We start from the raw sequence: 25,736 nt of genomic DNA, 5'->3' as shown, positions 1-25,736 counted from the left end.
TTATCGGCACGTCAGCAGATGTGGATTTCGCGTAGAAGCGCGCTTTTCAGTCCGTTTTTAAGTACCTGTCGCGCTCAAAAACGCTTTTACACAGCCTTGGCCAAAAGCGGACATTCACCAATGTCAGCTTTGAATAAAACGCTCACTGGTTAGGTGATCTAGCTAACAAGAAATAGGTCGTCGTGAACGCGATACGTTGCCAGCGTCAGCAGTTCGAACTTAATACCATCTGCCTCAAGGTCACTCCTGGCCTTGTTGAGTTCTTTATCGAGCCGCGTGCTTTCCTCCATGACGGCAAGCATCGCTCGGTCGGGCCTGAGGCGCTTTGCAATACGGACAAAGTCCTCTACATGCACGCCCCGCAGGCTGCGCCATGCTGACTTCACCTCACAGAGAATTGACTCGCCATCGACGATGGCAAGTAGGTCCGCTTCGGAGTCGGGATTGTCGTAGTCTTGCAAGGAACCAAACCATGTCGGCCCCAAATACATAAACGACCAATGAGCACGATCGCGCAGCGCTGACAGAACCCAGACCAGCGACAGCACGCTATGAGAGCGAAGGCTTTCAATAAGGAATTCATTCGGCCGAAAGTACCAGGGAATACCGACAGGCAGATTCGTTTCGGTCCGGCAGACATCACAGGCAAGAGGCGATCTGAGGGCCTGAAAGTCCGTCCAGTTGCGATGCTGACAGGCCACACAAGTCCAGGGATAACCCTGAAAGAGCATTCGTGCTGTTCTCATTTCAGCGAGACAGTCATCAATGGCTCGCTGCTCCCTGGCATTCTGCTCTCTGCGTTCCTCTTCAGTGCCAGCCACCTCATCGGGGCGCTGTGCCCAGTACCTCTCCCTGTAAGCATTCCAGCGCTCTCGTAGATGGTCGAGCGCAACATGCATCTTCGGAGCCTTGACTGATTGCGCCGCCTTGACGACAAGCGCTGCAAGGGCTGTGCGCTCACTCTCAAGTTGAAGATCGAAGACTGGTCTTCCACGCGCACGTTTCGCGATAGCGTTCGCGGTGGCCAAAACATCGGCATCCGCAAGATTTGGCGATCCGCCCAAGGCTGCGAATTCCTCTTGTAAGAAGGGATGCAAAAGGAGGCTCTTGGCCCTCGAGAGACCACCGGCCATCCCAAGGACGCCAATGAGATGAGGGCTTTCACTTGAGGGATGCATCCATCCCGCCTTCGCCGAAGGCCACGGCGGATCACTTGGACCTACATTCCAGATCGCGGAGTCCCTGCACAGTGCATGCTGCATAGCCTCGTAGGCGCTCGGGACCCTTACCGACTCAAGCGCACGGTTAACACCAGCAAATACAGCCAGGTTACCGTGCCTACCCGTGCGACACATAGGAGGCAGGCTCTGCCCGAGGCCGCGCGTTACGAATTTGGCCTCAAAGGCAGCGGCCATGCGCCACCGCTTTGGCAGCATCCACATGTTGTCCTGCGCAAATCTGGGTTTGTCCCGCTCATACTCGAAGCTCAGATCGAGCGCCCAGAGTCCAAGTGTGAACGATTGACCCGGTGGAGCATCATTCAGATGTTCCGGCTCCATTGCTGACGGCCGAGCAATAGGCGGTTTCCACCGAAAGCCATGCCATGCAGCCCCCCTAAGTCGTCCCTCCATGGCTTGAGTCTCTTCACATGCACGTCGCAGCGAATCCTCGCTCGGGATGACGTGACCACCCGGCACGACGTCTCCCGTTCCACTAACGCTCCACACTTTTGCGCCGCGAAGCGTACTCAGTACTTCGGCGAGTTCATCTGCGCTATGTGACGCCGAGCGCACCTGAAGCTGCGACTGTCCTCCAGCACCACTATTAACGTGATTGCGCGAATTAAGCAGTTGGGCGAGTTGGCTAACCCAGTCCTCGTCCTTCAACTGGTCAAGCGTCAGCCGGAAGCAGCACAGGTCGCTGTCGAGCCATGCGGGTATGAGCAACCTTGCATTCCAGAACAGAAGCCTGTCTTCGAATGACTCACCGATTACCAGGTTGAACGCACTGCTCCACCGACTGTCCCGTATCTCGAGACGCGTCGCATACAAGGACGACAGCAAACTGATGCCCGTTGCCCGCTTGCACACAAACTCGGTAAAGGCCTCAGCTTCGGACGCGACGCGATCAAGATCGCGAGGCACTCCGTACTTGAGGTCTTGAAAATACTCTTCGGAGACAACCGTCAGTAGGCCAGCCGTTGACCGCGCATCATTTGGGTAGATGCCCGTGGCCGCACTCGTATGGTAGGTGCCAAGGTTGTCGGTCAGGAATCGGGTAGGCCTTTCCGTGTGCCAACTGTCGATGACCTTGATCTTTGGCCCATCTGGCAATGGGCTGTGACGACTTAGACGGAACATGGTCGACAGTGAGGAGAGCGCGGTAAAGCGATACTGCGGCCTGAACGCAGGAAGATCCAGTCTCGAATTGGACTCCAGCCGATGAAGGATGTAGTCCGACGGGACGAGGCGTTCGTGAATTTCAAGAACCGCATCTCCGGCCAGCTCAACATAGGAGTAGACGATGTCTGGATCGAAGGCCTCCAACCATGGCCAGTAGTCGGCGACAATCCGGCCGGCTGCACATGGGGCGATAAGGCTGAATCGACCACCCCATCGCGAGTAGCAGTCAGCAAATATACCGTCGAGAATGAGATCTGCGTGTTCACCTGGTTCGATGAGAAACGCTACCCGTATGGGCCGGGTCTTCTCCCACCCCGCCAGCTCTGTGGCTACTTTATCCGACATACGTGTGCCTCTGAAATTCGACGAAGACTTTCCTGATTGTTTACAACGTGCCGAGCTCTGCAAATGCAGCCGACAGCTCCTTGTAGCGAAGTCGCAGCAATGGTGACAGCTTCTCCTGAGCGAGCCCACGAGCATCATGCCTGGCATATCAGGCAAGCACGAAGTTCACAAAGGCTTTCTTGTCCGATAAGTCGGATACTGCCGTAAACTTGATGCGGACTCAGTCGCGCGAGTGACTGCTCTTGGCCGTTCGTGACCTAGGCCGAGTGTGTGCTGTATGCCTCCACGAACGAGATTACAGGTAGCATGGGTGCCACGTTCAACACCCTTATGAAGAAGGCGTTGAAGGTTTGGAAAGCCCGGTGAGCCGTTAGGAGTGGGAAGTATGGATTGCTACCTGTGCAGTGAGTCTCTAACGCCTCAAAACGATTCTGGTGAGCACATCATCCCTAACTCAATCGGCGGGATACGTGAGGTTAAAGGTTTCATCTGTCGTACGTGCAATGGTAAGGCCGGGGAGACGTGGGATACAGATCTAGCCAAGCAACTGAACAAGCTGGCCTTGTTCTTCCGTGTCGTACGTGACAGAGGCGAGAACCGCGCTGAAGTCGTTGAGACGACTGCTGGCGAAAAGCTAATCTACGATAAGAATTCGTTGAAATTCTTCGCGCCAGAGATCAAGAAGGAAGTGAAGGAAGATGGCGTTCACTTTCAAATCAGCGCCAATGACATGAAGCAGGCCCGCCAGATCGTGACTGGCTTGAAACGCACCTATCCCACGCTGGATGTCGAGAAAACCTTAGCCGGCGCGATAGCACAGCCAAAATACCCTGATGGGTATTTCCACTTCGAATTCAGCTTCGGCGGCCTGAGTGTTGGCAAGTCGTTCGTGAAAACGGCTCTAGCTCTGCTGTCTGCAAACGGTATCAACCCCAAGATCTGCGAGCGAGCGAACGCCTATATCTTCAACGATGGTGAACCGTGCTTCGGCCACTACTACCACCATGACCTACTCATCAACCGGCCAGTCGGCGTGCCCGTCCACTGCATTTGCGTGAAGGGCAACAAGGCCGCGCGGACGGTTCAAGCGTATCTCGAATATTTTGGCATTGTCCGAATCGTTATTTCGCTGAGCGCAGATTACGAGGGTGACGATTTTAAGCATTCGTATGCGATAGACCCAACCAAGGGTCAGGAATTTTCTGTCGATTTCGATTTGAATTTTGATGAGTCAGAGATCAGGAAAATCTATGAGTATCAGTTCTACGATTCGCAGGTAGCGTTGGACTGCCTGCACGCTGTCCTTCCCCATGAGATCCAGCGGCAGCAGGAGCAGCATCTAGAAGAGGTTCTTGCCAGCTCGCGAGCAGCGATGGAGCGTCGTTTCGCGGGCAACGACCAAGTAGACCCTGACGAGTTTATTGAAGCTTATGTAGAGAGTCTTGCACCCTACATCCATCACCTGGTCAATGCCGGACGTATCAGGCACAAATAGCCAAGAAGCCAGACGAGCGCTGAACTCTAGGTGAGCAACCGTTGCAGCTTCTGATTGTAGGTGTTGGCTGCAAGGTGTTCGCGGATTGCAACTCCGACAACTGAGTAATCGCGACTGATGGGGGAAGTATGAGATGAATTACCCCGGCTTTTGTAGACACCTACGACCGCTTCTGGCCGATTTCTGCCTGTCGCCACCGGCAGCTTTGGGTCGACATCTGCCCGCTGCGCCAGACTGAGGTCGGACAAAAGCGGCCATCGAGTTTCTACGAATACAGGGGCGATTCAACCATCCAAAATTTCGGCTCAAAAAAAGGCCCTTGCAGGGCCCTTTTGTACTCAAACAAAAATCACTTGGTCAGCCAGGACTCGACGGTAGCGGAGCCATGCTCAGCTTTCCATTCCTTCAGCGTTTTCTGATTGCCGCCTTTGGTTTCTACGACTTCGCCAGTGTGAGGGTTTTTATAAACCTTTACCTGGCGTGGTTTGCGGCTGCCGGCTTTGGAATCGACGGTTGGAGCGCGACGACCAGCTTGAGGATCAAGCAGGTTAATGATGTCTTTCAAGCTGAAGCCGTACTTGGCAAGCAAGTCCCGTAGCTTCGATTCAAATTCTATTTCTTTCTTGAGACCTGCATCGCCCTTCATTGCTTCAAGCTCAGCAAGCTGGGACGCAAGTTGTTGTTCGAGTTTACGAAACTCAGCAAGACGGGACATTTGATGCTCCAAATAAATTTAAGCGGGTAAAAATAACAACCATATCATACTCATTTTAATGGATAGAGTAAGCACGCTAAACTGAATCGGCCCTGAATTCGTAGACACTCGATGACAGCTTTTGGCCGAGGCTGTGTAAAAACGTTTTCAAGGGCAGCAAAGACCAAAAAACGTGCTGAAAAATGCGGTTCTACGCAAAATCCATATCTGCTGACCTACCGATAAATTTCAGATTTCGCGTAGACGCGCGCACTTCAATTTTGGCTCAGCGTTTTTACACACTCTGGGCCGATAGCAACCCTTGGATGCAGTCCGCTTTCGGCCCAGGCTGTGTCAAAAGACTGAATGGGATAACCTTGCACCATGAATCAATCATAAGGCTGCGAACTGAACGATGGGTTTTGAACAACTAGCTGAGCTACGCGACCGCCTGCGGGCCGAAAAAGTGCAGGTAAAGACTGATAGTACGAAGCAGCGTATGCGGAATCCTTCTCTGCAGACGAAGCCTAGCGAGCAAGATCCTGCGGTCGAAGCGATCTGGCGATTGCAGAAGCACTTTCCATTGGCCTTCCCGGTCAATCCGGCCCCCAAGGCTCCGCTAAAGGAGGGCATTTTCAAGGATGCCGAGCAACACCTGGAGCTGCTCGGAATATCCTGCGAACAGCTCAAGCAGGGCATCGCTGCCTGGTGCCGAGGAAATCGCTACTGGGCAAGCATGACGGAGAATGCGCCGCGCTTGGACTTAAACGGCCAGGCAGTTGGCATGGTGACGGCGGCTCAGGCGCTGCATGCTAAGCAGCAGGCTAAGCGGCAGCGCGGACAAGCACGACGTAATCAGACAAAGCCGAAAGAGCGTATACAGGACAAGGCCGTCGATACCGCTGTGGAACAGATCGTGGATTAAAATCACTCGTGCTCGGCGCCGAGTCGCCCAATCACTGACAAGGTGCGAGAGGCGGTTCGAAGAGCGGCAAGTGACGGGTACCGCCTGTCAGATGTGCCCGCTGCCGGCCAAATGGAGTCGTCGGGGTAGCCTATTCGAAGCTACCGGTACGCTCGCGCTCTTCTTCATCCTCGCGAAGCTCTTCCGCAGCGATTCCTCATCAAGTGCACATGAGGTTTGAGGGCATGTCGGAAGGCTATCCGCCAGCCCCATCAAGCCCTGGATCGTAAACAGCTAGTTTGTGGGCGCTTCTGGCCGATCTCAGCCGCCCACGACAGGCAGCCATTGGCCGATTCTGTTGAAAAAGTCAGCCGTGGTAATTGGCGATACTCACATCTGTATCGGCTGCTGCCAGTAATCGGGCGAGTGCGGTGGCCACCGCCTTCGAGCGCTGACGGCAGAACAGAACGAAGCCTTGCCACTAAGGCCTGCGGATAATCTATCGTCTCTGCCGTTTCTTCAGGCAGACCTCCGAAATGACTGCTTGCTTGTTGGGCCGCACCTTTTTGGATCGTTCGCAAACCTTATGTGCAGTACCGAACAGAGCTTCATTTCTGTCGCTATTACAGTGTACTCAACTTCTGTTAGAGATGTTGAGCATGCTTCGGCAGAACCGCCTTTTGATAGCCCTTTCAGAGGCCGCTAAAAAGCGCCTTTTCAGTCATATGGAATGGGTGGCATTACCGCAGGGCGAAATTCTCTACGAGTCCTGCGAGACAATAAGTCATGTCTATTTTCCCGTTGACTCGATCATTTCGCTCCTCCATGTATTGGGGAACGGTGATTCAGCTGAGGTATCTGTGGTTGGTAACGAGGGACTAGCCGGTATTTCGCTGTTCCTGGGCGTCGATAGCACAATCAGCCGTGCAGTCGTACAAAGTGCTGGTCGTGCCTACCGAATGCCTGGAAAACTACTCCAGGACGAGTTCAACCACCACAGTGAGCTGAATATACTGATACTGCGCTACATCCAGACACTGATTATCCAAATGTCGCAAACATCAGTTTGCAATCGGTATCACTCCATCCTCCAACAGCTATGCCGATGCTTACTGTTATCGCTGGATCGTTTGCCGGGCAATCAGTTGACGATGACCCAGAAGCTCATTTCCGACATGCTCGGGGTGCGTCGTGAGGGCATCACTGAAGCTGCCGGTATACTGCGGAGATTGGGCGTGATCGCATACAACCGTGGTCATATCACTGTGCTTGATCGTATTAAACTCGAACATCTGAGCTGTGAGTGCTATGCCATAGTCAGGCAGGAGACTGATCGACTACTGCCTCGGTAAGCGCCATCTTTTAGCTGATTGAATAGCCTCGAGTTCTCTAAAGGCTTCCATGCCTAATTGTGAGTCCGCTTTTGGCCGACTCCTGCCTGATGCGACAGGATCAAAGCGGCCAAAAGCGGCCTGTAGCAGGCAGCGTAAAAGGTCAGGAGCTGACGGCCACCGAACAATGTCTCCGTCCATGGCAGTTGGTTGCAATAGGTCTGAAGCGACCCTTGGCTCAGGATTGAATCGGTTAGCCTGCAGCTGCGCGAACCTCACCAATGCAGCTGCCTTGATGAGAGGCTTGGGCGCTGTGGCTTGCTTAGGCTTGTCTGCGCAGGTCAAAAAACTGGCAACCAGAGTTGAGACCCACCAGCCAACCAAACCTAGAGTGGCATTCCCGATACTTTCAATAACAGGGAATGCGTATGAAACTCAAACTCTTGGCGACGGTTCTAGTGGGCGTCGCTCTGACCGCCGGGTATCAGTACCTTGCCGTCCCCGACCTGCAGAAGAAAGATCCGGATGCAGGCCTCAGTCGCGACGAGCTTCGCAGCCGCGATGAGCGTGCGCAAGAAAACTGGGCCTACTCACTGGGCTTGCAGGCATATATCTGGGGGTTGCCGCTGACCATCACCGACCGCGAGCGCCTGCTGCGGCTTAACGAACGCAAACTGCGGTTCGTCACGGAACGCCAGATCTGTCCCTGCGCGCCCATCAACCAGATTGGCCACATGACCAAACTCGCCACCTCGGATGATGAACTGCCCTACACCCCGAACAATGACACCGTCTACAGCGGCGTCATGCTGGAGCTCAAGGATGATCCGGTGATCCTCAGCCTGCCGGAAGTCCACGACCGCTACTGGAGCGTGCAGGTCGTCGATGCCTATCTTGAAAATCTGCCCTATATCGGCACCCGTGCGACCCTGGGCAAGGGCGGCCACTATCTGTTCACCGGCCCGGATTGGCAGGGCGAGGTACCGCCCGGCGTCGAACTGCGTCGCTTGCCGACCAACTCCGGCGCCCTCGCCCTGCGCTACGGGGTGAGCAAGGAAGACCCTCAGGATCTGCCGCGCGTGCTGGAGCTGCAGAAACAGGTGCATACCACGTCGCTGAGCAACTGGAGCAGACCCGATGGCTTCGGCAAGGTGGTCGCGGTGAAGATGAACCGCAAGGAATACAGTGGCGACCTAGCCGTCTTCGAACGCATGGTCGACCTGCTTAATGAGAACCCTCCACGCCCTGGGCAACAGGCCGCCGTAGCTATGTTCCAGAGCATCGGCATCGAGCTCGGCAAGCCCTTCGATGCCAGCAAGCTGCACCCTGCCACGGTGGCTGGCCTTAAACGCGCCCTGCAGGACAGCCAGGACCTGATGACCTGGAAGGTGAAGTACCGCGGTACGCCCTATCCGACTCGCTGGAACAACCTGCACGAGGGCACCTACGGCTTCCACTTCATCAACCGGGCAGAAGGCGCGCTCGAAGGGCTGATGGTGCATGATCGCGAGGAAGGGGTGTATTTCAGCACCTACGAGGACGGCACCGGCCAGTTGCTCGACGGCCAGAGCCGCTATGTCCTGCACTTCGAGCGCGACGCACTGCCTCAACTGCAGAACAAGGGCTTCTGGTCCATCACCCTGTACGGCACGAATTTCCAGTTGGTGGACAATGCCATCGACCGCTACTCGATCGGCGACCGCACCCCGGGCCTGAAATACAACCCGGATGGTTCCCTGACCCTCTACATCCAGCACCAGCCGCCGGCAGGGCAGGAGAGCAACTGGCTACCGACTCCACAAACGGGTCTATTCCGCTTGAACTACCGCATCTATCTGCCCAATGAGCAAACACGCAATCCGCAAACACTGCAGCAATTTATTCCCGCCATTCAGCCTCAGGACCAGAGCTGATAGCGGCCAGGCTGGGTCCGCCTTATGCCCCAGCCTGAACTCTGCAAACTAGCGCGCCTTCCGTTCACGCCGGTACTGCCCAGGACTGCCACCTGTCCAGCGTTTGAAGGCCCGGTTAAAGCTGCTCTGATCAATGAAACCAAGGCTGAATGCGATCTCATTCAGACTCATGCCGGGCATGCCCAGATAGCGCAGCGCCAAGTCATGGCGGATCTCGTCCTGCAGCTCCTTGAACGAGGTGCCTTCCTCGGCCAGCTTGCGGTGCAAATTGCGTCCACTCATGTTCAGGCGCTCGGCAATCTGCTCAAGCCCGAACTGGTCGGTGCTCAGCAGGGCAATGATTTCCTTGCGCACCTGCAGGCTGACCTGCTCATGGCGCATGCGCCCCAGGTAATCGCGTAGCAGCTGCTCATTCATGCCAGCAATCATGGCGTTGGCCGCCGGCAGCTCACGGTCCAGCATGCCGGAGGCCATCAGCAGTACATTCGCCTCCGCGCCGAAGTGCAGGGGCACCCCGAAGAACTGCTCGAACGCATCCCGCTGCTGCGGAACCGGGCGGCGCAGATGCACCTCCAGCAGGCCATCCGCCGCACAGGCGCCGAGCAACTCGCGGAAGGTGCGGAACAACACCCCCATGAAGGCATCGATCGGAAAATAAGGCCGTTGCGCAGAGGTGGAACTGTCGGACCCGAGGATCAGCGCGACTCCCTGCGGCCCCTCGTTCACCTCGATCTCGGCGATGGTCGTCACCACCTGGACGTAACGCTGAAGACGCTGCAGAGCTTCGCGCAAAGTGGCGCTGGCCTGCAGGGCAAAGACCATGGCATTGAGGTGTGTGGGGTAGAGGTTGGCCGCCACCTGCAGTCCGAAGGCATCGTTGCCAGTCCGCTCCACGCTGAGCCGCCAGAGTTTCCACATATTGACCACCGCGACCCGAAACTCCGGATCGAGTACCGACGCCGGATCGATGCCCGCCTCCAACATTAGAGGCTCAGCCTCTATGCCATAGCCCTGCAGGGCACGCTGAATAGCCAGAGTCCATGTAGCGATGGTGGTGTGGACCAGTTCGTGGGGGGCGCTGCTCATCTGTATTCCTGTCTGAAAATGCCAAAAAAGCGGCAATGCACGCCAAGAAAGATAAGACGCTTCTTCATATCTTAAGCCTCCAGCCATGCGGAACAACCGTTTGCGCTCACAACAACAAAAACAATCCTCGAGGATTCTCATGCACAAATTTCGCAGAGGCCGCGGTGCAATCCTGTACCCGCTGCTAGCCCTCAATGGTGCGCTCTGCCAGGCCGCTACCTTCGAGCTGGACAACGGCATCAGCGGCCGTTGGGACACCAGCCTGTCAGCCGGCCTCAGCATCAGCACCAGCAATCCGGACAAGCCGCTACTGCCCATTGCCTACGGCGGGTCTGCAGCCGGCATCAACGGCAACGATGGGCGCCAGAACTTCAAGGCTGGCGACACCTTCTCCCGACGGGTCAAAGCCATCTCCGAGCTGGCTCTGAGCCGAGACAACCTCGGCCTGCAGATCAGTGGCAAGTTCTGGTATGACGACCTGCTGAAAAACGGGGACGCCCGCTTCAAAGACTTCGACGATTCGGGTTTTGATTCACTGGCCACGTTTTCCGGGGCCGAGTTGATGGATGCCTACGTCTGGGGTGAGTTCCAGCTGAATGACCGAGCGCTGGATATCCGCCTTGGTCAGCAGGTCCTGAGCTGGGGGGAAAGCACCTTCATCCAGGGCGGTATCAATGTGATCAATCCCATCGACGCAAATGCCCTCACCAGCCCAGGGGTCGAGATCAAGGAAGCCTTGATTCCAGTCAACCTGTTCAATCTGTCGTTGGGACTCAGCGACAACCTCTCGGCCAGCGCCTTCTATCAGCTGGAATGGCGTGCCACGGTACAACCGGGCTGCGGCACCTTCTTCGCTCAGTCGGATGCCAGCCAACCGGGCTGCGGCCCGCTGCACGCAGTGGCCGCGCTCACCGAAGCGCAGCAGGACAACCTGCAGTTGGTCTACCCGCGGCTGCCAGCTGGGGCCAACATGCGAATTCCTCGTCTCAGTGACGATAAGCCTTCAGATAGCGGGCAGTGGGGCCTAAGGCTGGACTACTTCGCCGAAGCGCTGAACAGCACCGAATTCGCCTTCTACGTGATGAACTATCACAGCCGTCTGCCCTATACCAACGCCGCCACTGCCGACTATTCGAAACGGCCCGGAAGCGGATTCTTCCTGCCCGGGGTCACCAACAACCCGGCTTATGGAGGCAGCATCGCCAATCCCTTGGCCCAGGCACCGCTCTATCAGATGGCCTTCCCAGAAGATATCCGCCTGTACGGGCTGAGCTTCAACACCTCGGGTCCCTGGGGAATTTCCTTAGCCGGTGAGATAAGCCACAGGCCCAACCAGCCGATTGCCATCAACGGCCAGGACTTTCTCTATGCCAGCGGTTTTCTCGATACCGAGTCGCCCATCGTCGATGAACTATTCGGCCTGGACATCGTGACCCCGGGCACCGGTCCCATCCTTGCTAAAGCCGCAGGTCTCTATGGAAAGCAAGTACAGGGTTACCAGCGCAAACCTGTGAGCCAGCTGCAATTGACCGCCATGCAAACCTTCAGCGACATCTGGGGCGCGGAGAACCTGCTGCTGATGGCCGAGGTCGGGGCCGTGCATGTGGCTGACCTGGAACCGGTGCAAACCATTGCCTACGGGCGCGATGCGGTCTACGGCTCTGGCGTGGAAGGCACCGCCATCGCCTGCAAGAACCCGGCGCTGAACAAAGACTATTGCCGGCTTGATGGCTACACCACGCCGTGGTCCTGGGGCTATGCCGCTCGGGCCAACCTGACCTACAGCAACCTGCTACCAGGCACCGTGGTCACCCCGTCGCTGGCCTGGCGCCATGATGTCAAAGGCTACGCGCCCTCTCCGGCACCACAGTTCATCGAGGGTCGCCAGGCCGTCACGCTAGCCGTGAACTTCGATTATCAAAATCGGTACAACGCGGCGCTCAGTTACACCGACTTCTTTGGGGGCGACTTCAACCCACAGACTGACCGGGACTTCATCTCATTCACCCTTGGCGCCAAGTTCTGAGGAACCACGCATGTTCAATCACTCTGCCACCCGCCACGTCCTCTTTGCATTGGGGCTGGCGCTCAGTCAACCCGTACTCTGTGCAGTTTCACCCGAGCTGGCTGCACAGCTTGATCTACAGCTGACCCCCATGGGGGCCGAACGCGCCGGGAATGCCGACGGAAGCATTCCCTCCTGGGACGGAGGTTTCAAGACATCGAGCATGGACCGAACGCTGGCTGACCCCTATAGCACCGAACAGATGCTGCAACGCATCGACTCCAGCAATATGGCGCCGTTCGCCAAATGGCTGAGCCCCGGCACCCAAGCGATGCTCCACCAGTATCCGCAGAGCTTTTACCTGCAGCTGTATCCCACACACCGTAGCGCGGCCTACCCCGAGTCCATCCTGCAGCAGAGCCGTCAGAATGCTACCCAGATCAGCCTCAATGCCAGTGGTAGTGGCCTGGAGGGCGGCTACGCCAGTGGCGTGCCATTTCCGATTCCGCAGCGGGCCGAAGAGGTCATCTGGAACCATGTCACCCGCTACCGCGGCGGCGCTGTCATGCGCGAGACGCATCGTATGCCAGTGCAAACTGACGGCAGTTATCAGGCCAGTCTCATCCGCCAGACCCAGGTCTTTGCCACCCATGTCAAAGACAACACCCCGGACAGCAATATCCTCTTCTACTTCATCGGCCAGACCCTGGCTCCTGCCCGCCTGGCCGGCAATATCGCCCTGATTCACGAGCCCCTTGATCAGTTACGTACGCCCCGTCAGGCCTGGTCCTACAACGCCGGACAGCGGCGTGTGCGCCGCGCTCCGACACTGGCCTACGACTCCCCACAGAACAGCGCGGAAGGCCTGGCAACTTCAGACAACATGGATATGTACAACGGTGCGTTCGACCGCTACAACTGGACCCTCAAAGGCAAACGGGAGCTGTTGATTCCCTACAACAATTACCACCTGCACGACAAAGGCCTGAAATACGCTCAGATCATCCAGCCCGCCCACATCAACAGCGGCTATATACGTTACGAGCGGCATCGGGTCTGGGAGATTGAAGGTGAGCTCAAACCTGGCCAGCGCCACATCTATCAGAAGCGCACCTTCTTCATCGATGAAGACACCTGGCAAATTGCCCTGGCGGATCACTATGATGCTCGCGGAGAGCTCTGGAGAGTATCGACCGCCTACCAGATGAACTTCTACAACGACCTGGTGCCATGGATGACCGCTGAGGCCACACATGACCTGCAGTCGCGCCGCTACCTGCTGAGCGGTCTGAGCAACGAAGTCAAGCGCGAAGCCAGCTTCGGCCATGAGGCTCTGCGCCAAGACTTCAAGCCAGATGCCTTGCGCCGCTTGGGTGGGAAGAACTGAAGGATCGGTCTTCGGCGAGTCAGCCATTCGGCGTCGGACGACGATCTGCTGCAGGTTGACCGCCTTGCCATGCCCTTCCCTAACGGGCCAACCAAGCATCTTGGCGCTGGCGCACGGTGGCATCATGGGCCAGAAGCACCTCGATGAAGCATTGCGCAGCCAGTGATAGGCGCCTGCCGCGCAGACGAGCAATCCCGAAACGCCCACGCAGGCCAGGGTCAAGGCTGCGTAAAGCCTGCAAGTCGCCGCGCCGCAGTTCGTCTTCCACCATAAACCAAGGCAATATCGCCAGCGCCTCACAGCCCTGCAGGAGCTGCTTGAGAATGGCCGAGCTATCGCAGGTGATGGCCAGCTTCCACTGCTCACGCCAGGTGTTCTGCAAGGCTCTAGGTAGGCGCTTGAGCAGCTGCTCGCGAATATCCTCGGGAAGGTTGGGTCCGGCCAGTGGATACTTCAACAGCATCTCCAGACTAGGCTCGGGGTGCTCAAGCAAGGGATGACCGGCGCGGCACATTGGCAGCGTGTGGTGCTCACCAAGGGCTTGTATCGTATAGCTGGGGTCGTCTTCGATCTCGTGCAAGTCGGCCACCAGCAGATCTATTTCCCGGCGTTGCAAACGCGCGGGCAGTTCTTGCCAGGGTGCCAGCACCACCTCCAAATGCACGCCGGGGTGCGCGCGGTTCAAGATGGCCAGCACCGGGGCGACAAGCGCGGCGCCGGCAAACGGACCTACTCCCACACGCAACTCACCTTGCTCCAGGCCGCGCGCCAATTGCAGGTCACGCTGCAAGTCCTGGGCGTGCAGCAGCAGTTGCCGGGCATGCTGCAATAGCAGCTCGCCCATCGTAGTGGGGGTCACTTCGCGGTGGCTGCGATCAAACAACTGCTCGCCAACCTGCGCTTCCAGCGCTTGCAGGCTGCGGGTCAGCGCCGGTTGGGAGAGGTGCAGCGCCTCTGCGGCGCGGGCAAAGTTGCCATGTTCGGCCAGGGCCAAGGCATGACGCAGGTGACGGAGCTCTATATTCATGTCTTTCGCGCATCAAGGAGATGATTTGATTGCATTGGACGCATAATAGGGCGCACGCCATGCTCTGACCAGACACTCTCTGGAGAACGCCGATGAATCTGCCCTTTCGCTGGATGCTAACCAGCACCTTGTTGCTACTCAGTGCATGCAGCGACAGCCCTGCGCCCAGCCACAGCGCCGCCACGCCACGCACGCAAGCTGCCCAGGCCGAGGTGGCGCAGAGCTATGACCTGAGCCATGTCGAGGGCCTGGCCCAGGCACGCCGCGGCCTGATTGCCACGCCTCAGGGCCAGGTGCGCGATGCCGAAGGCGAAGTGATCTGGGACTTCGATAGCTTTGCGTTTATCCAAGGCGAGGCCCCCACTACCGTCAACCCCAGCCTGTGGCGGCAAGCGCTGCTGAATAACCAGGTTGGGCTGTTCAAAGTCAGCGACAAAATCTATCAGCTACGCGGCTTCGACCTAGCCAACATGACGCTGATCGAAGGCGACAGCGGCTGGATTGTCATCGACCCGCTAACCAGCCGGGAAACCGCCGCCTTCGCCATGGACTTCGTTGCGCAACATCTGGGCCCGCGCCCGGTAAGCGCGATGATCTTCAGCCACAGCCATGTCGATCACTTTGGCGGCGCCCTCGGCGTGATCAGCGCCGAAGACGCCAAGGTTCGTCAGCTGCCGGTGATTGCCCCGGCTGGGTTTATGGAAGAGGCCACCAGCGAAAACCTGATGATGGGCATCGCCATGTCCCGCCGTGCCACCTTCATGTATGGCAAGCGTCTGCCGCGCAGCGCCGAGGGCCTGGTGGACAACGGCCTGGGCAAGGCGGTGGCCTTCGGGCACATGGGCATTCTGCCGCCCACCCAACTGATCGACGGCCGCGAACAGACGCTGGACGTGGATGGGGTGCGCTTCGTCTTCTACAACGTACCCGGGAGTGAAGCCCCGGCGGAAATGACCTTCAGCCTGCCGGAGCTGAACGCCTTTGGCGGCGCCGAGCTACTCTCGCAAACCCTGCACAACCTGTACACCCTACGCGGCGCCAAGGTGCGCGATGCCTTGCAGTGGGCCAACTACATCGACGCCAGCCGCGCGCAAGCCGCTGGCGCCGAGGTACTGTTCAACCAGCACCACTGGCCAGTGTGGGGGCAGGACAACATCCAGACCTTCCTCACCACCCAGCGTGATGTCTACCGCTACCTGCACGATCAAACTGTTCGCCTGATGAATGCCGGCCTCACCGCGCCGGAGATCGCCGAGCAACTGCACCTGCCGCCCAGCCTCGACCGCCATCTGAACGTGCACGGCTACTACGGAACCCTCAAGCACAACGTGCGCGGCATCTATCAGTTCTACCTGGGCTGGTTCGACGCCAACCCGGCCAACCTCGACCCACTGCCGCCGGTGGCCGCCGCCGCCAAGTACGTGGCCCTGGCCGGCGGCCGTGAGCCGCTGCTGGCAGCCGCCGAGCAGGCCTATGCCGAGGGCGATTACCGCTGGGCCGCGGAGCTGGGCAAACATCTGCTCTATGCCGATCCGGACGACCAGGGCGCCCGCGATCTGCAGGCACGCAGCTTCGAGCAACTGGGCTATCAGGCCGAGTCGGGGCCCTGGCGCAACTTCTACCTGAGTGGCGCCTATGAGCTGCGCCACGGCCTGCCGGAAGAGGGTTTCACCCCGGTGATGATGCTCGACATGCTCAAACACACCGCGCCCGAGCGGTTCCTGGACGTGATGGCCACCAAGCTCGATGGCACGGCGGCAGCCGACAGCGCGCTGCGTATCAACCTCAACTTCACCGACAGCGGCGCGCGCTATCACCTGTGGATCGAGAACGCCGTGCTGCATCACCGCCGCATGAATGAAGACGAAGTCGCCGAGGCCGACGCCAGCCTCAACCTGAGTAAGGACTTCTTCTTGCAGATGATCAGTGGGCAAGCCGGCGCCGCTGCCCTGCTCAGCTCCGATCAGGTGTCGATCGACGGCAACCCCCTGGCCCTTGGGCGCTTCTTCAGCCTACTGGATCAGCCAGACGGACGCTTCCCCATTGTCACGCGGTAGTATTTGGACTACGCCAACCAATTGCGCCGAGACAGAGTGGCGGGCTTGGCCGTACCCGCAAATAGGTCCAGCTATCGTAGAGTCCTCGATAGTTAGACTTAAGCCCCATGTTGCTGTGAGTGGGGCTGGCCGCTTTCGCTCTGACTGGCTGCACAGGTGTTTTGAATCATCTTGGATAGGATGCTTCGGGCCGGAAGTAGCACCTAGCTAACGGCTGCTTTTGGCCGATTCCGGTCTGTGAGAATGACTGCAATCGTCCAATGCAAACAAAGAACATCACGCGCTCGCAGGTTTCCCATAGCGAAAGGCTTACACACATTGGCTGCGATATCCTCTGTTGAGGCTTCGCCATTAAGCCTAACCTACATACATCAACTGAAGCGCAGGACGCGCTCAGGATCACGGATGATCGACCATCGCCTGGGAGGCTGCCGACAGGATGTCGGAATGGTCTTGAAGAGACCCGCTTCGGCGGGTTTTTTGTTGCATTATCAAAAGAGACCGGTTGATTCCGGTGCGTCTCGGACTTTAAAGTCTGGCCGATTTCTGCCGGTCGTGACAGACCGCAGTTGCCAACACGCTGCGGTGTGAGCAGGTGCAGCCGAGTGCAATCAGATGCCTATCTTGGATGATGAGTTAGCATCCCCAACGCGAGCCCCTTCAGTGCATGGCCGAATGCTGATGTTCGGGCTTCGGAAGGGGACTATGTGGCATGTTAAGGATGTGCCCAACGGGAAAGCCTGTGGCTGTGTTTGCCCTGAGTGTGCCGCACAGCTGGAAGCCAAGAACAATGGGAGAGTCCGGGCTGCCCACTTTAGCCATTCGTCGGGGGCTGATTGCGCTGGTGGCTACGAAACAGCCCTTCACCTGGCCGGCAAGGAAGCACTCCAGCGACTAAAGCGCGTGTGCCTTCCTGAGTACATCACCACGCTCCATGCCCAAGCTATCGACGGCAAGATTTTCAAGGAAACGATTCATCTCGAAACCACCACACCTATCAAGGCGGATCAAGCTTGGGAGGAGGTGTGGCTGGGTAGGTTTCGGCCCGATGTAGTGTTTGAGGTTAATGGCAAACAACTGCTAATTGAGATCAAGGTCACCCATGCGGTTGATGAAGTAAAACTGGCGAAAATCAAGGGAAAGGGCATTTCCGCCATTGAGATTGATCTGAGCGTCATTGAGCCAGAGGCGCTAAGGGATCAGGCCTCATTTGATAACTGCTTGGTTTCAGACCCCACTATTCGGACTTGGTTACATTCGCGCAAGATCGACAAGCTCGAGTCGGAGGCGAGGGCGAGGCTACGCGCACGGGTTGCAGTCCACACACCAGAGGCCCAGAAAATACGTGCGGCCGAACGCGCCTTGGAGCAGCGCAAGAAAGAGCCCCGCATCCAACGTAAAGTAGCTACGGAACAGTACAGGGCAGAGCAACCCACGAAAATCCAGGTTGCGCGCGTTACATTGGAACCCCACTTGGAGCAACTGATGCTCAGTCAAAATACGGAGAGGATGGCTACCCGTGAACATAAACTATCCGAGCGGATTTCAGTGCCCAGCTTGGGACGATACGAAGTGTGCGGGGTCGCTAACCTTTTCGTTCGGGTCAAAGGACACTGGGTATTCAATGCCACGTTCGCTCAATGGCAGTCCTACGTCCTCGATCACTTCTATCCAATAGACCGTGAGCCGCCCAAGTATGTGCTGCTGCAATTCGTCGGTGACGAGGTCGAGTCGAAGTTCGGAGTCGCCAGGTTCATCAAAGAGTTGAGGAACGCCATGCGTACAAAGTCCGGCAGACTGGCGCTGTACGCTGATGAGATTGCCGCCCTACCGCGGTCTACGGTAGTGATCTCTGCGTACCTGGATCACCTGTGCTCTCTCGGGTTGATCGTGAGACAGCGTACCCACTTCAAGACAAGCATCTTGCGAGTTGCCTATGAGCCGCGGGGTAGCACGCTTGAAGAAGCGCATGCGGCACACGTCAAAGCGACTGAAAATGCTTGTGTCGAGAAAGCCCGTAAGTCCGATGAGGCTTGCAGGTATCAGGACGAATACTTGGAGCGCCTGCGCAAGGGCCCACCCCCTCACATGGAGCCGCATGTCGCTGAACGTGTACTGGCGATCCTAGCATCAGAGCTCTGGGTTTTCGTTCACCAAGCGGGAAAGGGAAGACGATGCAACACCTGCCACATGGTTTCACCGGAGGCTGCCACCCTTTGCCCGTTCTGTCGGAAAAAGGGGAGTGGCCAGCAGGTTCGAGTCGACATTGAGCGTCTATGTGCAGGTCGCCATATTCTGCCTCTCTCGCCCGGTGTTGCTGGTTCGCTATATGCGGCCCCGATATTGGATTTGAGCGACCTGCAACTGTTTATGGACAGGCTAAAGGCCGAGTGCTGAAACGGCACTGCTTTGGTAGGCATTTTCAATGCATCTGCTTTTGACCGTTTCTGGGCATCCTAACAAGCTACTACCGGCCAAAAGCGGCCAATCCCGGTAGGACGCTGTCTTCAATCTAGCAATACATGGCATCACGAAAGAGAAGCTGGGGTATCAAGTCCAATCAGATGAGCTGCGGTTTGCTGTGCTTTCTCCAGATCGAGATACATCGTGGCGAACGACTCCATACGAAGCTCAGGAGGCAGCGCCCAGTCCCATTTCTCCCTGATCAAATTCTGAACATTGTGAAGGACGGTGCTCGCCTTAAGCTCTTTCAACGCAGCAACCTCTCGAAGCTTGCTTTCAAGCAACGCCACTCCCCCCTGCACTTCGATGACTAGCCCTGAGTTCTCAGTGGGCAAACCGACGTACTCCAGAAGAACGGCCAAGGCGTCGTTGGTCCAATCGCCCTGCCAGGTGAAAAGACAGGTTCTTCCTCCGCTCCCAATAAAGCTCTGGTGGCCCAACTCAAGATCAGCAAAGCTTTGCCGCGCCTCCGCCAATAAACTCTGTGCCACTGGATCGAGGTAGGGATAAGCCTTCTCTTCCTGCAGTACGGTTTTCATCTCCTGCCGAACATTGTCGTGAACTCGAGCAGCCAGACCGTCAAAAGCCGGGGGAGCTCCTCCTGGAGAGGGCCTGACGACAATCACCTTGCCTTCCGTATCAACGTTAATCACCTGCCAACGACGCCCGGCGAAGATGATGCGTTGTTCAGCACACAGTGGTCGCGAGACAGGCAGGGCCCCAAGGGGTCTGCCATCGCAAACAACTCGGAATTCTTCATTGCTTGTGAATGCACTGTAGAAGTCATAGTGGTTGATCAGCCGCTCGCCCAACTCACCTGGCAGCAGAAGCCCAGCCGATTCCTGAATAATCAGATCTCGTTCACCCAAAGCACGCAGGAGATTCAGAAAGCTGCCCTGCTCGACAGCCAAGAAAGGGCCGTTGCGTACTAACGTTCCCCACAACTCAGCCGCAGTGGCACCACCTTGCTGCGCAATCATCGAGAGGCATTGTTGCACCAAGGTCGACAAATGCAGCCCCTGCGCTCTTGGCGGTTCAAACCATCCCCTCATCAGTAGCCGGATCATCGCGATGCTTTGTACCAATCCTTGGCGCAAGCGATCCGATATTGGGGAGTCATCCGTCAATCGGCGCTCCTTGCAGTATCCGCGGAGAATGGCTGCCTCTCCTGGGCGACGTCCAGAACGGCCAAGACGCTGGCGCAAACTGGCAACTGAAGGCGGCGGCCCTATCTGTGCAACCGTTTTGATGCTGCCAATGTCGATGCCCAGTTCCAGCGTAGTGGTACAGATCGCAGTCGCCGGCCGGTCCCCCGCTTTAAGGGCCCGCTCGGTATCCTCCCTAATATCTTTCGACAGGCTGCCATGATGTGGCCAGAACTCATTAGGTACACCGTCTTGCTCGCAGCGACGCCGCAGCTGATCGGCAAACCATTCGACCTGAGTCCTGCTGTTAGGGAACACCAAGTTGTTGCTTCCACGCAGCACCTGGAAGAGGTGCTCGGAAATTGCGTGATCGGAGGCTGAGTTGTCTTCTAGGCTCTCCTTATCTTCGGGCTGCTGGGGTGTGTCTTTCTCTGGCTCCTGAAAGCCTCTGATCTGAACTTTCAGAATTTGCCCCGAACCTTTCGATTCGATCACCGTCACCTTGCTCGGGGAAGCTGGGCGCAAGAAGGTAGCAGCCAGCATCATGTCGCCCAGTGTCGCTGACAAACCTACTCGCGGGAGAGGACGTCCGATCACCTGCTCGACCCGATGCATCAAAGACTGCAGTTGCTTGCCTCGCTCACTGCCGATAAAGGCATGCAGCTCATCAATCACGAGGTAGCGCAGGTTCGCGAAAATCCCAGGCAGACTCGTCCCCCGGTTCACGAACAGCGCTTCAAGAGACTCTGGGGTGATCAACAGCACGCCTTCAGGGGATTTTAGAAAGCGATGCTTGCGGCTCGACGAGATATCGCCGTGCCAGGCAACGACGGGAATCTCGAGTTCGTCGCATAGCTTGCTCAATCGCTCCCACTGGTCATTGATCAGTGCCTTGAGCGGACTGATGTAAAGCACTGACCCTGGCGGCTCCTGCTGCTTCAGCAGGTTCGTCAGAATGGGCAGGAACGCGGCCTCGGTTTTCCCCGCCGCCGTCGCCGCGGCGACGATGACGTCCTGATCAGCATTGAGCAGCGCGGGGATGGCCCGCTCTTGGGCATCTCGTAGAGAGGTCCAGCCTTCCATCCAAATCCAGCGCTGAATCCGGGAGTCAAGAAGGCTGAAGCCCTCCGACTCAGAGCTGGAAGGTTGCGAGCTCATCGTCGGCATCTACTTGAGTGTCGGTTTCACCACCTCTATCCGGGCTCAGCTCCACAGCCCCCAACAAATGTCTCCAGTCCGCGCCCGGGTTCTGCTCCAGCACGGCCAGCAAGTTGATGAATGCCGTGATCGTGGTGCGGGGTGTACGGAAATAGGCATCCCCCAACCGTTGGTTGCAATGCGCCATGAACAAAGGCAGCGCCTCGTCAGGAAGGAGGTAGCGTGCGCTGTCGCCCGAGGCGTAGACATGGCGCAGCTTCTGAAGAAGCACATAGAAATCCTCGGGTGTCAGGCTCGCTAGGCGGATGACTGGCCCTGACAGATCCACCAACCCAGACTTGGCGAAACTGTTTTCCGCCAGACGTGACTGCAAAGCCGGATAGCTGTACAAGCCGCGGCGGGTATCCATCAGGAATTCGGGGGTGCCTCCGAGCACAAATCCAAGGCCTTCGGCAGAACCCTGCAAAGAGTCGTTAAGGATGCGCAGGATCTGTTCGTAGTTGGCGTTACGTGCCTGGGTATTGGCTAGTTTGTAGAGATTGACCAGCTCATCCAGGCAAACCATCAACCCCTCAAAGCCCGCCAAGCGGACAAACCGAGCCAGGAGCTTGAGCTGATCATAGACGGAAGCATCGTCGATGATTGTGCGTACACCCAAGGCAGAGCGCGCGTCGGTTCTTGTGGTGAACTCACCTCTCAGCCAGCGGATGGCATCGGCCTTGAGCTGTTCGTTGCCCTCCTCGAAGCCCTTGCAATAGGCCGCAATCACATCAGCGAAATCATAGCCGTTGACCATCTCGGTCAATTGGCCCAATTGCTCGCGTATCACAGCCTCGCTGTCCTTACCGGACGCCTTGGCCTCGCTCTTGGCTTGGGATATGAACCTTTCGACAATGCCCTGCAAGGCTCCGCCATCAGGCTTGGTACGCGTTGACATGTTTTTCGCCAGCTCAGCATAAAGCGAGCGAGCCTGGCCACCAGAGGCATGGAGCCGGCGATCGGGATTCAGATCCGCATGCATGGTCACGAGCTTGCGCTCCATCGCAATGGAACGCACAAGATTCAGGAAAAAGGTTTTTCCCGCGCCGTACTCACCAATTACGACTCGAAACGCTGAACCGCTCTCGGTCAAGCGCTCGACATCACGAATGAGCGCTTCCAGCTCACCAACCCTACCCACCTGGATCAGGTGTTGACCTGCCCGCGGAACGACTCCCGCACGAAGGGACTGAATAACCGCATCGCGATCTTTAGCTCTGATGCTGCTCATAACGGTAATTTTCCCATGATGTCAGGATTGATCTCGAGGGGATCTTCACCTTCGGTAATAGGCATATCGAAATGCTCGAAGGCCATGTCGTTAATGTGCTCAAGCGCGCCATCGAGCATGAGATCCATATCGCTGGCCACCGCCTCCAACTCCTCTCGTGACCATTCCATCCGAGAGACAAGCAAGCGAAGGAAGGCCGAGTGATCAGCATCCAGCCCACAGATGCTGCTGGCGTCATCCGAAGCGCCACTATTATCGGGCTCCTCAGGCTCGACGATTCGCTCATCCACGAAAACTTGGGCCAGCAACGCCGACACCTGCTCGGTTTCACGTTGTAGTTGGGCAATCCGCTCATGATCCAGCGTGAAGCCAGTCATCGACGCTGACGATGCGGAGGACGGTGATATCGACGCAACTGCAGGAGCAGTGCTCGTCGGCGCGCCACTAGCTGCCACATGGAGGTCGCCGTATAGGAGCTGAGAGTCCAGTTGAAGAACCTTGTAGACACGCTCAAGCAACTTCACTTCCGCAGGGCTCACCTCCCCATCCGCTTGAGCTAGGTGGGCAAGGAACGCCGCCACAGTTCGCTTCGCCGAGCTGGTCAGCGGTTCCAGCTTTTTCTTCAGGCTTTGCAAGGTCGGCGGCTGGTTGAGTTTTAGACGGAGGTGGGCCTTCAGGCGCTTGCGATGCGCCCCACTCAAGTGGCTCCAAGAATCGACGTGACGGGACAGCAGCATGATCTCTTCTGGAGATGTGTCGCCATCCGCCGCCGCAACGGCACAGGCTAGATCCAAGGTGACCGAGGCGGCATTGTAAGCGGGAGATGCTCTTAGATCCCCGTCTTCGATCTGGGTGGCAAACAGCGCCACGGTATCTTCCGCCTTAGGTGTTTTGCTGCCGGCTAATACATCTGGCTCAATGCCGATATGCAATGACTCCAACGCCCGCGCCAGTGCGATCACCTTGTCCCGCGAAAGGGCTCCGGCACTTTTCAGTCGCCCCGCCAATTCGCCGAAACTCATGACCACCATGCCGTCACCTAGGCGCTGCTTCAGCGCATCCAACTCAGCACGCGAAGCCGCCGGCCACAGCATGATGGGAAGCTGCAGCAAGCCTTCCAAGGCATCGGGGGCATCCGGATTACGACCGAGATATCGGCTGTAGGCCTCCAGCTCCGCCGTGCATTCATCGACTATCTGCTGCAGTTTTTTTCGGGGTACTGAAGTCGCTGTTACGTCGGGGATATCACCCACCCCCTCGAGCGCTTGAACCGGCAAGGCAGCCGACGCGGTGTTGTACTGCAACTTCAACCTGGTCTTATTCTGCGGCAGAATCAAGCCGTCGCCATGAAGCTGCTCATACTTGATCTTGAACAACACGGCGAAGGCGTCATGGCAACGGCTCACTGGCGTTCGCTTGCCAATATTCTGATCCGCCAGCGCCCAGGACAAGGCCCATTCGGCGGGCACACGCTGCTTGTCGGTAGCTAGTTGCCCCAGGCCAATACGCAATTCCATGGGCATTTCATAACCGTAGGCCTGGTTTTCCGGAGGCGGTGCCAAATAACGTCTCGGCGGGGTCTCACCCATGCGCAGAAACGCGAGAAACCGACCGGCGTAGTTGCTGAATGAACTGCTCCCCCCATAGATGGCGAGAAGGCGCTCGACTTCCAACGCGATGCCAGCGATTTCGGAAGCGACATTAGGATCGCTCTTCGCATCAACGAATACACGCCGCTCAAGGCCGTAGAAGAACAGGAATACATAGCCGATATTGGCATGAGGTGCTTTCCGTCCACTGGACAGCCATTGCAAGTAGGCGCGCCGCGCCTCGGGTGAAATCGAGTCGTAACTGGCCCAGTAGCCAGTCAGCCTCTCGGCGATGTCGATAACACCACGCGAAACCTTGAGTTTGGGGTTGATCAAAGACGGCTCGGGTGCAGCATAACGATCAACTCGCCCTGTACCGACATAGATCATGCCGCCAGGAATCTTTTCTCCGGCTACCTCTACGAATTCACCGGCCGGAATCCATCGGACATTTTCATCCATCAGTGTCACCGGCGCACTCGGCAGGCGATATGAGGATGGTGTCGAGACCTCGAGGGTGACCGTGAAAAATTCTGAGTCCGCTCGCCGCCTGACTTTCTCCTCCACAGCAGGTGCCAGTTCCCGAGTGTTGCCTGTATGGGCCTGATCTTGGATTTCGACCTCGTCCAGAGAGAACACTAGGACCCGATTCGGATCAGCCTCTACCGCTCTAGGCCGATTTGTCGAAGATGGAGGGCGGTGCTGTTGATGTGTCACCGCGGGCGGGGTTCTGGACGAGTTGCTGTAGGCCTTTACAATCAGCCATATACCGAAGCTGATCACCCCGACTCCAGCAAGAGCAATCCAGGCTTCTTTGGGGATGGAGGCAATCGCTCCCAAGAACAAAACTCCAAGGATAGCTACCCCGGAAATTTCAGATTTGTTTCTTCGCTTCCGTGCCATCAGATCTGACTGCCCCTCTAAGTCCATACTGGCTTATTGTCAGTATCTGCAATTTGAGCTGATCAGCCAATCTCTTTGATCCTCGGGATATGGCCTCGTGAATCACTTTTGCCTGCGATTTCAGTTCGCGTTCTGGTACCAAGTCGTTTGGAGCCCTCAATGTGAGTCATTTTTGAGGCGCTCAGCAAGCACTGGACTACCCCCGATCCGGTAGCGGCCTATGCTTGGACTACCCCCGCCCCGGTAGACATCCCCGGCCTATGCTTTGAGCATAGGAGAAAGTCTATGAGCACCCAACGATTCACCCCAGAAGTCAAGGCTGAAGCCGTCAGGTAAGTGACCGAGCGAGGCCTGCCCGTTGCCGATATAGCCGCTCCTCTGGGCATGTCGGCACATAGCCCTCAGCCAGTCGACTGCATGCGGTGCTGGGCCTCAGCCTCAATGACAGTGAACACTCCCGGCCTTGTTATCCATATGACAACACTGCCCTGGCGGTGAGCTTTTGCGGCATCCACCTCCGTGCTCGACAATCTCCGTTCCGTTTCGTGACATACCATGGCTA

The 25,736-nt window shown here is 57.3% G+C and carries 15 protein-coding genes; 8 read left to right on the top strand and 7 right to left on the bottom strand.

The window, feature by feature from the left end:
- Positions 1-158 precede the first annotated feature (158 nt).
- On the bottom strand, positions 159-2,747 hold the full coding sequence (locus tag HXW87_RS02660; RefSeq protein WP_131670722.1) for a hypothetical protein: 2,589 nt from the start codon (positions 2,745-2,747) through the stop codon (positions 159-161).
- Between the two features lie 385 nt (positions 2,748-3,132).
- Between HXW87_RS02660 and HXW87_RS02655 the strand changes: the two genes are divergently transcribed.
- Positions 3,133-4,242 carry an HNH endonuclease gene (locus HXW87_RS02655; protein ID WP_131670721.1) on the top strand — a complete coding sequence of 370 codons (1,110 nt, stop codon included), beginning with the start codon at positions 3,133-3,135 and terminating at the stop codon, positions 4,240-4,242.
- Positions 4,243-4,591: 349 nt separating this feature from the next.
- On the opposite strand, the gene HXW87_RS02650 is transcribed toward HXW87_RS02655, so the two are convergent.
- On the bottom strand, positions 4,592-4,957 hold the full coding sequence (locus HXW87_RS02650; protein WP_131670720.1) for a histone-like nucleoid-structuring protein, MvaT/MvaU family: 366 nt from the start codon (positions 4,955-4,957) through the stop codon (positions 4,592-4,594).
- 394 nt (positions 4,958-5,351) lie between these two features.
- Here HXW87_RS02650 and HXW87_RS02645 point away from each other — a divergent pair, with 394 nt between their 5' ends.
- The 3 genes from HXW87_RS02645 to HXW87_RS02635 all read left to right on the top strand — a co-directional run bounded on the left by HXW87_RS02645 (position 5,352) and on the right by HXW87_RS02635 (position 9,084).
- The gene (locus HXW87_RS02645) at positions 5,352-5,861 is read left to right on the top strand and encodes a ProQ/FinO family protein (RefSeq protein ID WP_131670719.1); all 510 of its coding nucleotides are present in this window, start codon (positions 5,352-5,354) and stop codon (positions 5,859-5,861) included.
- A gap of 638 nt (positions 5,862-6,499) precedes the next feature.
- On the top strand, positions 6,500-7,192 hold the full coding sequence (locus HXW87_RS02640) for a Crp/Fnr family transcriptional regulator (RefSeq protein WP_236170289.1): 693 nt from the start codon (positions 6,500-6,502) through the stop codon (positions 7,190-7,192).
- A 407-nt stretch (positions 7,193-7,599) separates the two neighbouring features.
- Positions 7,600-9,084, top strand: a complete 1,485-nt coding sequence (locus tag HXW87_RS02635) for a DUF1254 domain-containing protein (protein WP_131670718.1) — start codon at positions 7,600-7,602, stop codon at positions 9,082-9,084.
- 48 nt (positions 9,085-9,132) lie between these two features.
- Here HXW87_RS02635 and HXW87_RS02630 read toward each other — a convergent pair whose 3' ends face one another.
- Positions 9,133-10,170 carry an AraC family transcriptional regulator gene (locus tag HXW87_RS02630; protein WP_131670717.1) on the bottom strand — a complete coding sequence of 346 codons (1,038 nt, stop codon included), beginning with the start codon at positions 10,168-10,170 and terminating at the stop codon, positions 9,133-9,135.
- Positions 10,171-10,309: 139 nt separating this feature from the next.
- On the opposite strand from HXW87_RS02630, the gene HXW87_RS02625 reads away from it, so the two are divergent.
- Together HXW87_RS02625 and HXW87_RS02620 are read left to right on the top strand one after the other, a co-directional pair.
- Positions 10,310-12,196: a DUF1302 domain-containing protein gene (locus HXW87_RS02625; RefSeq protein ID WP_239778398.1), complete on the top strand. Its 1,887-nt coding sequence runs from the start codon at positions 10,310-10,312 to the stop codon at positions 12,194-12,196.
- Between the two features lie 10 nt (positions 12,197-12,206).
- Positions 12,207-13,562 carry a DUF1329 domain-containing protein gene (locus HXW87_RS02620; protein WP_217325390.1) on the top strand — a complete coding sequence of 452 codons (1,356 nt, stop codon included), beginning with the start codon at positions 12,207-12,209 and terminating at the stop codon, positions 13,560-13,562.
- Positions 13,563-13,641: 79 nt separating this feature from the next.
- Here the strand turns inward: HXW87_RS02620 and HXW87_RS02615 are convergent, their stop codons facing one another.
- Positions 13,642-14,589, bottom strand: a complete 948-nt coding sequence (locus HXW87_RS02615; protein WP_131670716.1) for a LysR family transcriptional regulator — start codon at positions 14,587-14,589, stop codon at positions 13,642-13,644.
- A 92-nt stretch (positions 14,590-14,681) separates the two neighbouring features.
- Here HXW87_RS02615 and HXW87_RS02610 point away from each other — a divergent pair, with 92 nt between their 5' ends.
- Together HXW87_RS02610 and HXW87_RS02605 are read left to right on the top strand one after the other, a co-directional pair.
- Entirely contained in the window at positions 14,682-16,646 is a 1,965-nt protein-coding gene (locus HXW87_RS02610) for an alkyl sulfatase dimerization domain-containing protein (protein ID WP_131670715.1), read from the top strand.
- 705 nt (positions 16,647-17,351) lie between these two features.
- Complete coding sequence (locus HXW87_RS02605) at positions 17,352-19,043, top strand: hypothetical protein (RefSeq protein ID WP_131670714.1); 1,692 nt, start codon at positions 17,352-17,354, stop codon at positions 19,041-19,043.
- Positions 19,044-19,174: 131 nt separating this feature from the next.
- Here HXW87_RS02605 and HXW87_RS02600 read toward each other — a convergent pair whose 3' ends face one another.
- From HXW87_RS02600 to HXW87_RS02590, 3 genes are read right to left on the bottom strand one after another with little or no spacing between them, the layout of a single operon-like run.
- On the bottom strand, positions 19,175-21,412 hold the full coding sequence (locus HXW87_RS02600; protein ID WP_131670713.1) for a DEAD/DEAH box helicase: 2,238 nt from the start codon (positions 21,410-21,412) through the stop codon (positions 19,175-19,177).
- Positions 21,387-22,682, bottom strand: coding sequence for an ATP-binding protein (locus tag HXW87_RS02595; protein ID WP_131670712.1), 1,296 nt, complete (start codon positions 22,680-22,682; stop codon positions 21,387-21,389). Before HXW87_RS02595 ends, HXW87_RS02600 begins: the two co-directional genes overlap by 26 nt.
- Complete coding sequence (locus HXW87_RS02590) at positions 22,679-25,174, bottom strand: TerB N-terminal domain-containing protein (protein ID WP_131670711.1); 2,496 nt, start codon at positions 25,172-25,174, stop codon at positions 22,679-22,681. Before HXW87_RS02590 ends, HXW87_RS02595 begins: the two co-directional genes overlap by 4 nt.
- Positions 25,175-25,736 lie beyond the last annotated feature (562 nt).

This window comes from Pseudomonas sp. Y5-11, assembly GCF_022368695.1.
GTDB lineage: Bacteria > Pseudomonadota > Gammaproteobacteria > Pseudomonadales > Pseudomonadaceae > Aquipseudomonas > Aquipseudomonas parakoreensis.
Note: the sequence above shows the minus strand (reverse complement) of the source record. Positions and strands in the feature narration are given on the sequence as shown.